Genomic DNA, 10,947 nt, shown 5'->3' on the forward strand with positions numbered 1-10,947 from the left:
TCGCGCAGCCTGCATCCAAAATGGTTTTGAAATGCGGCAGATAGACTTCGTGCAAAGCGCGCTCGTCAATCTGGACATCGACTTTGAAGCGCGCATTCTCCATGGAGTTGAGCGCATAATGCTTGACGGTGGCGATCACATTATGGGTCTGAAGGCCAAGGGCCAAAGCCGCACCCATCTGCCCTAGATGGCAGGGGTCTTCGCCATAGGTTTCTTGCGCCCGCCCCCAAGCCGGATGCCTTAACAGATTGACGCAAACAGCCCCAGACAAGGTGCAATCTTGCGCGCGAATTTCAATCGACATGGCCTCGCCAATACGCCGCTCTAGATCGACATCAAAAGTTGCACCACGCGCCATGGTGCAGGGGAAGCAAGTGGAATTGCCGCGCGCAACCCCGCGCGGGCCATCTGTGAAATAAAGCGGTGGGACATTGAGCCGCTCAACACCGCTGCCAGCCGGATAGGGATTTGCACCCCAATGCCGTCCGCTCTCGGCGAAGAGCTTAAAGAAGCCCTTGCCCGACATCATCTGGACTTTCTCGGCCAAGGTGGCTTCTGCCAGAATCTGATCCACCCGCTCTGCCACTTGATCCGGAGTTAGGCCCTTGGTTGGAGAGAGGTCGGTCATCATGTGCCTTTCGCGGATGTCAGCTGGCTTTTGATTGCAGAATAGCGGAAAGATTTCCAGCCCATTGGTCAAGATCGGCTTTCGCTTGGTCCAAAGTCCAGCCCTTCACCAATAGGATTGCCACGCGAATGTTACGCCCAGCTTGCTCTAAGGCAACAGCGGCTTGCTCTTCTTGGCAACCCGTCAATTCCACAATCATGGCTTTGGCACGCGCCAAAAGCTTGCGATTGGAGATTTGCATCGCGACCATCCGCCCTTCGTACACAAAGCCGAGGCGGATCATGATGGCGGTGGAGAGCACGTTGAGCGCGATCTTCTGGGCGGTCCCGGCCTTCATGCGGGTAGAGCCTGCGATGACTTCGGCCCCTGTCTCGATCAGAATGCCGATGTCAGCAGCTTGGCACAAAGGCGCGGGCAATTTGTTGGCGAGGCCAATGGTCAAAGCGCCTGCGGCGCGCGCAGCCTCAATCACACCGATCGTATAGGGCGTGGAGCCGCTGGCGGCCAAACCAATCACCACATCGCTTGGTGTTAGGTGCAAGCTCTGGACTTCTTCCATCCCCTTGGCGTGGTCGTCTTCAGCACCTTCTACCGCGTGCATCAAAGCCGTTTGCCCGCCAGCCATCAGGAAGACCATCCGCTCTTTCGGCCAGCCATAGGTGGGGCCAAGCTCTACCCCATCCTGAACACCGATCCGACCAGAGGTGCCGGCACCGGCATAGATCAAGCGACCATACCGCCCGAGACGCGCCGCAGCTTCATCCGCCGCGCGGGCGAGGCTGGCAGAGACTTTGGCGACGGCGTCTGCTGCCTGGCTTTGATTGGCGATCATTTCAGCGACGGCGTCGCCGGTTGGCCAGTCCGCAATATGGAGATAGGCTTGCAGCGCGGCTTCTGTCATGACTTCAATCACGTCCCTTGGCTTAAAATATGGCTCGCCCGCGACCTAAGAGACCACAAAGAGCAAATCGGCGCGCTACGATGGGCACACCCTGAAACAGGTTACTGCCTTAAAGAAGTTGAACAAATTAGCCAATCACAGAATCGCGCGTGATCAAAAAGTTTCGGGCCTTGCTGACATTGACAGGCGTCCCCAAGTGAGGGCGAGATAGATGCTGGCCACGGCTTGAAACCAAAGGACTAAATGCGCAATGACCCATTATGCCAAAACAGTGATCGACCTGATTGGCGGGACGCCACTGGTCCGCCTCAACGCCGCCAGCGAGGCGACAGGCTGTGAAATCTTGGGCAAAGCGGAGTTCTTAAACCCCGGCCAATCGGTGAAAGACCGCGCCGCACTGGGCATTATTCGCGACGCTGAGGCGCGCGGCGCATTAAAGCCCGGTGGACTGATCGTGGAGGGCACGGCAGGCAATACGGGGATCGGCCTGTCCATGGTTGCCAATGCCTTGGGCTATCGCTGCATCATCGTCATGCCGCGCACACAGTCGCAAGAGAAAAAGGATGCCGTGAAACTATTTGGTGCTGAATTGGTGGAAGTAGATGCCGTGGCCTTCGCCCATCCCGATCATTACACCAAAGTCTCCAAGCGCTTAGCAGACGAGCATGGCGGCGTTTGGGCCAATCAGTTTGATAATCTGGCTAATCGTCGCGCGCATGAAGAAACCACTGGCCCCGAAATCTGGGAGCAGACCGGAGGCAAGATTGACGGCTTCATCTGTTCGGTCGGCTCTGGCGGCACGTTGGGTGGCATTAGTCGAGCGCTGAAGGCCCGCAATCCAAACATCGCCATTGGCATCGCAGACCCCGGCGGCGCGGCGCTTTATCATTGGTATAAGCACGGCGAGCTGAAGGCGACCGGAACCTCCATCACCGAAGGGATCGGCCAAGGACGTGTGACCGCCAATCTGGAAGACGTCGTGGTTGATTATGCCTATCGCGTCGAAGATGACGAATGGCTGCCGGTCTTGTTTGATCTGGTGAAAAACGAAGGCTTGGCCATTGGTGGCTCTGCGGCCCTCAATGTCGTGGGTGCGATGCGCTTGGCGCAGGATTTGGGGCCGGGTAAAACCATCGTCACCATCCTGTGCGATTATGCCAGCCGCTACCAAAGCAAATTGTTCAACCGGGACTTCTTGAACTCCAAAGGCCTTCCGGTGGCAGATTGGCTGTGAGCATGGGCTTTAATTCCCACTTTGCCGACCTACCGACCACGATTTTCGAAGTGATGTCGGGCCTCGCCCGCACGCATGAGGCAATCAATCTCGGCCAAGGCTTTCCCGATAGCCAAGGCCCCGAAGCGTTGCGGCGCTTGGCCTGCGATGGGCTGATGACCGGCAGCAATCAATATCCCCCGATGTTAGGAATTCCGGCGCTTCGAACAGCCGTCGCCGAGCATTATGGCGCCCATCAAGGCTTGGAACTGAGCCCAGAGCATGTGGTGGTTACCTCTGGCGCGACCGAAGCACTGGCGGCAAGCTTTCTGGCGCTGTTATCACCGGGAGATGAAGTCATCGTTCTGGACCCCGCCTATGACGCCTATCGCCCCCTGATTGCGCGCGCAGGTGGCGTGCCGCGTACCGTCACGTTGCGGCCGCCCCTCTGGCAGTTGGATCTTACCGAGATTGAAAATGCCATTACCGCGAAAACCCGCGCGATTGTCCTCAATAACCCCATGAACCCAACTGGGCGAAGTTTCAGCCACAGCGAACTAATGGGTCTCGCCAAGCTCTGCCAAGATCATGATTTAATCGCCATTTGCGATGAGGTTTGGGAGCATGTGCGCCTTACGGACCAGCCCCATGTGTCGCTGTTCGCCCTGCCGGGCATGGCCGAGCGCACGGTGAAAATTGGCTCTGCTGGCAAGATGTTTGGTGTGACAGGCTGGAAAGTCGGCTTTGTGTGCGCTGAGCCCGCGATCGCCAAGGTGATCGGCAAAGCCCATCAATTCCTGACCTTTACCACGGCGCCTCATTTACAAGCTGCCGTCGCCCAAGGTCTCGGCTGGGAGAAGGCTTGGTTTGAGGAACAGGCCGTAGGCTATCAGGCGGCCTATCAATTGTTGCGCAGCGGGCTGATCGAGCAAGGCTTTCACGTGCTGGACAGCGAGGCCACCTATTTCATGTGCCTTGACCTGCAACAATCAGGCATTGATCGACCTGCGCTAGATTTCTGCCTTGAGGCCGTCAAGACTTATGGCGTGGCGGCGATTCCTTTGCAGAGCCTTTATGAAAAGCCTGATGAAGCGCCGCCCATCATCCGCCTGTGCTTTGCCAAGCAAGAGGCCGTTCTGCGCGAGGCCATTGGCCGACTTGCCCGGGCGCGACAGGCGATGTTGCCCTGACATGCCGATTTATCGAGCGGGCCTGTGCAATAGTATCTCTAACGACTGGTTGCAGCTTGCATTCCTCGTTAGGGTGAAAACAGATGCGTATAGAAAACTTCTAGCAAGGCCAGCCTTGGAGCGCTTTCTGTGATTGAATTCGTCACCCACCATTGGCACGACATCTGGCCGTTCATTGCCGTTGGCTTCGTGGCACAATTGGTCGATGGGGCGTTGGGCATGGCCTTCGGCGTGATCACCAGCACCCTCTTGGTCAGCGTTATGGGTATGCCACCTGCCAAGGCATCCTCAACTGTCCATATCGTTGAGTTTTTTACTACGGCCGCTTCTGCGGTCAGCCATACCATCCACCGCAATGTGAATTGGAAATTGTTTGCGACCCTGGTCATCCCCGGCATGATTGGGGGGATCACCGGTGCCTATCTTCTGGCCAATATTCATGCTGAGACAGCAAGGCCTTATGTGATGGCCTATCTTGCTTGCATTGGCGTCTATCTGCTCTGGCGTGGATGGCGCATGACGAAAGGCCAACCCCATCGCAGCGCCAAATTTGTTGGCCCTTTGGGTTTGGTTGGCGGCTTCCTCGATGCTGTCGGTGGCGGGGGTTGGGGGCCAGTGGTGACGTCCAATCTGCTGGTTCAGGGCACCGAACCCCGCATGACCATCGGCACCGTCAATACAGCCGAATTCTTTTTGACCACCGTGATCTCGGCCACCTTTATCGCAACCTTGGGCTGGGAAGCCTTCACGCTGGCGACGGTAGGTTTGATCATAGGCGGCCTGATGGCCGCACCGTTTGGCGCGGTTTTGGCCAAGCGCGTACCCGCCAAACAATTGCTGTATCTGGTCGGCACCGTTTTGACACTGACCAGTCTATTTTCCCTGTCAAAAGCCTTGGGTCTGGTCTGAGGTTTGCGACCTAAAGCGCGAGACGCATGATCCGTTCGTCATCCAAGGTATTGCCAACCTTGAAATGATAGGCCCCAACAATCTCAAAGCCGTATTTGGTATAAAGACGTTTGGCGCGTTCGTTTTGTGACCAGACGCCCAGATAAAGGGCTGAGGCGCTTTTTGATCGCGCCCATTCCAGTGCAATCTCCATCAGCCGATGGACAAGGCCCGTGCCTTTTTGATCGTCATCCAGATAGAGGCGATAGAGTTCAAGGGCATCGGGTTCCGGGGCCGCAACCGGCAGGGTCAACGTACCACAGTCCAAAAATGCCACCATGTCCTCGCCGCGACAGACGACCGTCACCACGCGGTCTGGGTCTTGAATATCCTGCAGGGTACGCTCCACGCTAAAGCGCGCGCCGATAAAATAGTCTTTGTCTTCTGGTGGATAGAGGTGACCAAAGGTCGCCAAAAAGGTCTTCGCGCCCAAAGCTGCCAAGGCTGGCGCATCGGATTCTACTCCCAATCGGATTTGAAGCGCGTCACTCACGAATTTGTTCTCCCGGCCTTTTCGACAAGGCCTGATGTGCCCCGGCGGGCCTCTAAAACAGCGGCGACATCGGCACCCGATACGCCCCGTGCGAGCAGGCCTACCCCCAAATGGTACAAAAGGTCTGCGGCTTCCTTGGCGATCTCGTCAGCCGTACCACCAGCAATGGCCAAAGCTGCTTCAACGCCTTCTTCGCCGAGCTTTTTGCCGCACAAAACGGGACCACCCTGAAGCAGTTTCGCCGTATAGCTTTGGCTTGGATCGGCTTTGGCTTTTTCAGCTACATCCGCCAGAAGCTGATCTAATGCGTGGCCTAGAGTCTCGCTCATCGCAGGTTTCCTTGAATCGGTTGCCGTACTTTGGCCCCAGCCGCCGCCAAGGCCGCCCGTGCCTCTGCCAGTGTATGGGTTCTGAAGTGAAAAATCGATGCCGCTAGAACGGCATTGGCATGGCCTTGGGTGATGCCTGCCACCAGATCGTCTAAATTGCCCACCCCGCCAGAGGCAATCACCGGCACGGACACCGCATCGGCAATGGTGCGAGTCAGTGCCAGATCATAGCCCGATTTGGTGCCGTCCTTATCCATGGAGGTGACCAGAAGTTCCCCAGCGCCACGTTCGACGACATCTTTGGCAAAGGCCAAAGCGTCAATGCCAGTTGGATTGCGGCCGCCATGGGTGAAAATCTCCCACTGTTCGGGGCCGGTTTGCTTGGCATCAATGGCGACCACCACGCACTGCGCCCCAAAGCGCCGCGCGGCCGCTGTTACCAAACTAGGGTCTTTGACGGCGGACGTATTGATGGCGACCTTGTCGGCCCCGGCCAGCAATAGGGCACGGAAGTCGTCGGTCGTGCGCACGCCGCCACCGACTGTCAAAGGCGTGAAGCAGACTTCAGCCGTCCGTCGCACCACATCGAGTAAAGTGCCCCGCCCTTCATGGCTAGCAGAGATATCGAGAAAGCAGATTTCATCGGCCCCCTCGCCATCATAAAATTGCGCTTGCTCTACCGGATCGCCGGCGTCGCGCAGCCCTTCGAACTGCACGCCCTTCACGACGCGTCCGTCCTTCACATCCAGACAGGGAATGATGCGAACTTTCAGACTCATGCGGCGGCTTTCAAGGCTTCGACAGGGTCAATCAAGCCATCATAGAGCGCACGGCCCAAAATGGCCCCCGCAACTGGCTTACCGGGACGGGCTTTTAGGGCGACGATATCTTGCACACCTGCCAAGCCGCCCGAGGCGATGACATCCATGCCAACGGCGTCTGCAATTGCACCCGTGAAGTCAATATTGATCCCCGTCTTGGTCCCATCACGACCCACATCGGTGACGATCAAGGCGGCAACGCCCGCATCTTCAAACTGACGGGCGAGATCGAGCGCGGCGAGATTGGTCGTCTCCACCCAACCTTCAACCGCAACCATGCCGTCGATGGCATCAATGCCCACGGCCACTTGGCCCGGAAAGGCCTTGGCCGCGTCGCGCACGAATTGGGGTTGTTTAGCGGCAATCGTGCCCAAGATGACGCGCGTAACGCCCATTGAGAGCGCCTTTTCAATCGCCTTCAGGTCGCGAATGCCACCGCCCACTTGCATGGGCAGGCTGGTCCGGGCGCGAATGGCGGCAATGGCGTCGAGATTGGCCCCGGCCCCTTTCAAGGCACCGTCTAGGTCCACAATATGGAGATAGCCAAAGCCCATCGCCTCAAAGCTAGCAGCGCGCGCGGACGGGTCGGTATCAAACACGGTCATCTGGGCAAAGTCGCCCTTATAAAGGCGAACAGCCTGTCCATCTTTCAAATCAATTGCGGGATAGAGGATCATTGTTTCAGCCATTCTTCCAACAAAGCGAGGCCCGCGCGTTGGCTTTTTTCGGGGTGGAATTGCACGCCCATAATATTGTCTTTCTGGACAGCCGCGGCAAACCGATCCGCACCATAGGTGCACCAAGCGGCTACATCGGCCTCGTGTGCGGCGCGAAACGCAAAGGAATGGACGAAATAGACGTCTTGCGCGCCGCCCCAAGCGGTGTCGAACACCGCACTGGCAGTTGGCTCAGCGGTGTTCCAGCCCATATGGGGCACTTTCAGCTCTGCCGAGCCCGGTTGAATGACCGAGGTCTGACCACCGATCCAGCCAAGGCCTGGGGTTGAGCCAAATTCAATGCCCACATCGGCCAAAAGCTGCATCCCAACACAAATACCCAAGAAGGCCGCACCTTCCCCGCGTACGCGAGTCTCTAAAGCTTCGCGCAGGCCGTCGACGGCTGCCAGATTGGCCGCACAATCGGCAAAGGCACCCACACCGGGCAAGACGATTTGATCGGCTTTAGCGATGCGGTCCGGGTCAGCCGTCACACAGACATCGCGCGCACCGGCTGCAACCAACGCCTTCTCCGCCGAGCGAAGATTGCCAGAGCCATAGTCAATTAAGGTAAGCATTTCCGTGCCTTAAAGGACGCCCTTTGTGGAGGCGACCGCCCCATTCAATCGGGGATCAATTTCAATGGCCACCCTTAGGGCGCGTGCGAGGGCTTTATAGCAGCTCTCGATGATATGGTGCGTATTCTGCCCATAGAGGTTCTCGACATGCAGGCACAGGCCACCATTGCCCGCAAAGGCGTGGAACCATTCCTTGAACAATTCAGTGTCCATCTCACCGACCTTTGGACGCTCAAAATGGACGTTCCAAACCAGATAAGGCCGGTTGGACAAGTCAATCGAGGCGCGCGACAAAGTTTCGTCCATCGGGATATAGGCATGGCCAAAGCGACGGATGCCTGCAAAGTCGCCCAAAGCGCTTTTGAGGGCTTGGCCCATGACGATGCCAGTGTCTTCAACCGTGTGGTGCATATCGATATGCAAATCGCCCTTGGTCTCAACGGTCAGATCAATCAGCGCATGCTTGGCAAAGCTTTCCAGCATATGGTCAAAAAAGCCAATGCCGGTCGAAACCTTGGCAATGCCTGTCCCATCCAAATTCATGGTGACAGAGATTTGCGTCTCTTTCGTATTGCGCTGAATGGTGGCCGTTCGCACGATGAAATCTTTCCGCTGGTGGTCTAGGTGAGCGCGCCATTGTTTGGCGCGAACGGCCCCCTCTTAGCGCTTTGGGAAGACAAAAGAAACCGGAGATCACGCTGGTTACAGTCTGCATGTGCGGCAGGCAGATTAAGGCCACGTCAACCTAATGTGTGCAAACAGGAAAAGTAGTTCTGGGAACTTGTTGGCGTTGTCGTCGCAAGCAGAACGTTTAGGCGAAGAGTTTAGTGAAAGACTGGCTGGAAAACATTCTGAAGACCCTAGCTGGGAAGCTGACCTTAGCTTTCCTCGGCCTGATGAGTCTTGTGATGTTGGGCATGATCGTGATGCTGAGCTTTACGATTGGCTATGGTCGTGCCTTAGCCTTTGCGATTGGCGGGTCGACCCTGTCTCTGGTTCTAGCCACTGCTGCCTTCTATGCTTTCGTGAACCGCATCACAGATCCCCTGCGCGACCTGACCGAATTTGCCCAACAGACAAATCTGAAGCGCTTAGGCGTTCGTCTCGACATCCGGTCTGGCGATGAACTTGAAATTCTGGCCCGTGCCTTGAACCGCATGATGCAGCGCTTGGACGCATCGATGAAGCGCATTCAGCAATTGGCCTTTGTGGACACGATCACTGAATTGCCGAACCGTGACCGCTTCCGTCAGGAGACGGATGAAGCGGCAAAGTCCAATGCGGCGAATAATCTGGTCGGTGCCGTGATCTCCATCGACGTCGATAAGTTCATTCGCGTGCAAGAAACCCTTGGCCAGATTGCGGGCGAAGAATTGCTGGGCCTTGTGGCAGAGCGCCTGTCGGCTGCCGTGCGGGCATCGGACCGGATCGTGCGCTTGCAGACCTGTATCGCGCGGCCCGCCCTGTTGGCGCGGACTGGGATTTCTGAATTCGCCGTGCTGATCCCCGATATTGATGATCCGACCCAAGCCGGACGCTTTGCCCAATTGGTGGCGGCTGGTCTGCGCCAGCACTTCGAACTTGGCGGCCACCGTATCGTGTTGGGCGCTTGCGCCGGTATCGCCATCTTCCCGCAGGACGGCGAGACAGGCGAAGAGGTTTTGCGCTCGGCAGACCTAGCGCTCAGCCACGCCCGCAACGGCGGTCGCAACCGCAGCGTGTTCTTCACCCGCAAGATGAACCAGCGCGCGCTGGAAAAGCTGGTGCTAGAAAACGAAATTCGCGCCGGGATCGAGCAGGGCCAGTTCATGGCCTACTTCCAGCCAAAAGTAGATTTGGGGACAGGACGCATTCACGGCTGCGAAGCCCTAGTGCGCTGGAACCACCCAACCCAGGGCATGGTGTCACCCACGAAATTTATTACCGCCGCCGAAGAGACGGGCTTGATCGCGCCTTTGGGCGATTACATCATGCGCGATGCGGCGAAGAAGGCTGCTGCTTGGCTGCGCCGAGGCATTGCACTCCGGGTCGCGGTCAATGTGTCGGCCATGCAGTTCAATGACGATAATTTTACGGCCAAGGTACAGAGTATCTTGGCTGAAACGGGCCTGCCTGCGTCCTTGTTTGAGCTGGAAATCACTGAATCGATCGCCATGAGCAATCCAGACCGAGTAATCCGCTTGCTAGAGCCCTTGCGCAACAAGGGTGTGCGGATCGCGATTGATGACTTTGGGACCGGGCATTCCAATTTGGCAGCTCTCACCCGCATGCCGTTTGACGTCTTTAAAATCGACCAAAGCTTTATCCGCGCCTTAGGCAAGGACCGCAACGCGCCTACCATGATTGAAACCATCATCGCGATGGCAGGCGGGCTGAATTATGAGACCGTGGCTGAAGGGGTTGAAACCCAAGAACAAGCCGCATTCTTAAAGAAACGGGGCGCAACCTTGGGCCAAGGTTATTTGTTTGGCTCACCCATGTCGGCAGATCAATTTGAAGCCCATGCCCGCAATTGGGCGGCCCGCGCGGATGGCCTAAGCCCTGCACCCAGCATCGAAGGACTGCGCCGTACCAGCTAAGTGGTACGCGCGCGCCTTGAAGTCAGCCCCCACAAACGCCATTACATAGGCATGAGCGATTTTGAACGTCCCGCCGCCGACTGGCGCGGCACAACGATTTTGGCAGTGCGAAAAGGCGGCAAAGTGGTCGTTGTCGGCGACGGCCAAGTCTCGGTTGGCAATACCGTCATGAAACATGGCGCGCGTAAGGTACGCACCTTAGCGGGCGGAACTGTGTTGACGGGCTTTGCTGGGGCGACCGCGGACGCCTTCACCTTGTTCGAACGCCTCGAAGCCAAGCTAGAGCGCTTTCCCAATCAATTGCTGCGCGCCTGTGTGGAGCTGGCCAAGGATTGGCGGACAGACCGCTATTTGCGTCGCCTAGAAGCCATGCTGATTTGTGCCGATAAAGAAGGCACTTATGTGCTGACTGGCACGGGCGATGTGCTGGAACCCGACCATGCGGTTGCCGCCATCGGGTCTGGCGGCGGTTATGCCTTGGCGGCTGCCCGCGCTCTTTATGATCAAGACCTCGACGCTGAGACCATTGCCCGCAAAGCCATGGCGATTGC

At 57.3% G+C, this 10,947-nt stretch carries 13 protein-coding genes; 5 read left to right on the top strand and 8 right to left on the bottom strand.

All coding sequences use genetic code 11. The features are described 5' to 3' along the window. Positions 1-631: glycoside hydrolase family 3 N-terminal domain-containing protein (locus ACOVRA_RS03485; protein ID WP_421719079.1), on the bottom strand; the 631-nt coding region annotated here is incomplete at its 3' end. Between the two features lie 16 nt (positions 632-647). Continuing rightward, positions 648-1,529, bottom strand: a complete 882-nt coding sequence (locus ACOVRA_RS03490; protein WP_421719080.1) for an N-acetylmuramic acid 6-phosphate etherase — start codon at positions 1,527-1,529, stop codon at positions 648-650. A 250-nt stretch (positions 1,530-1,779) separates the two neighbouring features. On the opposite strand from ACOVRA_RS03490, the gene ACOVRA_RS03495 reads away from it, so the two are divergent. The 3 genes from ACOVRA_RS03495 to ACOVRA_RS03505 all read left to right on the top strand — a co-directional run bounded on the left by ACOVRA_RS03495 (position 1,780) and on the right by ACOVRA_RS03505 (position 4,841). Further along, complete coding sequence (locus ACOVRA_RS03495) at positions 1,780-2,763, top strand: cysteine synthase A (RefSeq protein ID WP_421719081.1); 984 nt, start codon at positions 1,780-1,782, stop codon at positions 2,761-2,763. A 2-nt stretch (positions 2,764-2,765) separates the two neighbouring features. Then, a complete protein-coding gene (locus ACOVRA_RS03500) occupies positions 2,766-3,932 on the top strand; it encodes an aminotransferase (protein ID WP_421719082.1) in 1,167 nt (388 codons plus the stop codon). A gap of 129 nt (positions 3,933-4,061) precedes the next feature. Further along, positions 4,062-4,841: a sulfite exporter TauE/SafE family protein gene (locus tag ACOVRA_RS03505; protein ID WP_290807972.1), complete on the top strand. Its 780-nt coding sequence runs from the start codon at positions 4,062-4,064 to the stop codon at positions 4,839-4,841. Positions 4,842-4,851: 10 nt separating this feature from the next. On the opposite strand, the gene ACOVRA_RS03510 is transcribed toward ACOVRA_RS03505, so the two are convergent. From ACOVRA_RS03510 to hisB, 6 genes are read right to left on the bottom strand one after another with little or no spacing between them, the layout of a single operon-like run. Continuing rightward, the gene (locus ACOVRA_RS03510; RefSeq protein WP_421719083.1) at positions 4,852-5,373 is read right to left on the bottom strand and encodes a GNAT family N-acetyltransferase; all 522 of its coding nucleotides are present in this window, start codon (positions 5,371-5,373) and stop codon (positions 4,852-4,854) included. Next, positions 5,370-5,702 (bottom strand): phosphoribosyl-ATP diphosphatase, encoded by a 333-nt coding sequence (hisE, locus tag ACOVRA_RS03515; RefSeq protein ID WP_421719084.1) that lies wholly within the window; start codon positions 5,700-5,702, stop codon positions 5,370-5,372. The genes ACOVRA_RS03510 and hisE overlap by 4 nt, the downstream gene beginning before the upstream one ends. Then, positions 5,699-6,481, bottom strand: coding sequence for an imidazole glycerol phosphate synthase subunit HisF (hisF, locus tag ACOVRA_RS03520; protein ID WP_421719085.1), 783 nt, complete (start codon positions 6,479-6,481; stop codon positions 5,699-5,701). Before hisF ends, hisE begins: the two co-directional genes overlap by 4 nt. Continuing rightward, positions 6,478-7,200, bottom strand: a complete 723-nt coding sequence (hisA, locus tag ACOVRA_RS03525) for a 1-(5-phosphoribosyl)-5-[(5-phosphoribosylamino)methylideneamino]imidazole-4-carboxamide isomerase (RefSeq protein ID WP_421719086.1) — start codon at positions 7,198-7,200, stop codon at positions 6,478-6,480. Before hisA ends, hisF begins: the two co-directional genes overlap by 4 nt. After that, complete coding sequence (gene hisH, locus ACOVRA_RS03530; protein ID WP_421719087.1) at positions 7,197-7,817, bottom strand: imidazole glycerol phosphate synthase subunit HisH; 621 nt, start codon at positions 7,815-7,817, stop codon at positions 7,197-7,199. The genes hisA and hisH overlap by 4 nt, the downstream gene beginning before the upstream one ends. Before the next feature lie 9 nt (positions 7,818-7,826). Then, a complete protein-coding gene (gene hisB, locus ACOVRA_RS03535) occupies positions 7,827-8,417 on the bottom strand; it encodes an imidazoleglycerol-phosphate dehydratase HisB (RefSeq protein WP_290808005.1) in 591 nt (196 codons plus the stop codon). Between the two features lie 227 nt (positions 8,418-8,644). Between hisB and ACOVRA_RS03540 the strand changes: the two genes are divergently transcribed. Both ACOVRA_RS03540 and hslV read left to right on the top strand, forming a co-directional pair. Further along, the gene (locus ACOVRA_RS03540; RefSeq protein ID WP_421719088.1) at positions 8,645-10,396 is read left to right on the top strand and encodes a putative bifunctional diguanylate cyclase/phosphodiesterase; all 1,752 of its coding nucleotides are present in this window, start codon (positions 8,645-8,647) and stop codon (positions 10,394-10,396) included. A gap of 51 nt (positions 10,397-10,447) precedes the next feature. Further along, a partial coding sequence (gene hslV, locus ACOVRA_RS03545) for an ATP-dependent protease subunit HslV (RefSeq protein ID WP_421719089.1) occupies positions 10,448-10,947 on the top strand: 500 nt, incomplete at its 3' end.

It is taken from the genome of Aquidulcibacter sp. (assembly GCF_049239865.1).
Lineage (GTDB): Bacteria > Pseudomonadota > Alphaproteobacteria > Caulobacterales > Aquidulcibacteraceae > Aquidulcibacter.

Excerpts from the sequence above, each read along its gene's own strand:
- ACOVRA_RS03500 (WP_421719082.1), top strand. The coding sequence starts at position 2,766 with ATGGGCTTTAATTCCCACTTTGCCGACCTACCGACCACGATTTTCGAA.
- hisA (WP_421719086.1), bottom strand. The coding sequence starts at position 7,200 with ATGATCCTCTATCCCGCAATTGATTTGAAAGATGGACAGGCTGTTCGC.
- ACOVRA_RS03490 (WP_421719080.1), bottom strand. The coding sequence starts at position 1,529 with ATGACAGAAGCCGCGCTGCAAGCCTATCTCCATATTGCGGACTGGCCA.
- hisF (WP_421719085.1), bottom strand. The coding sequence starts at position 6,481 with ATGAGTCTGAAAGTTCGCATCATTCCCTGTCTGGATGTGAAGGACGGA.
- hisE (WP_421719084.1), bottom strand. The coding sequence starts at position 5,702 with ATGAGCGAGACTCTAGGCCACGCATTAGATCAGCTTCTGGCGGATGTA.
- ACOVRA_RS03495 (WP_421719081.1), top strand. The coding sequence starts at position 1,780 with ATGACCCATTATGCCAAAACAGTGATCGACCTGATTGGCGGGACGCCA.
- hisH (WP_421719087.1), bottom strand. The coding sequence starts at position 7,817 with ATGCTTACCTTAATTGACTATGGCTCTGGCAATCTTCGCTCGGCGGAG.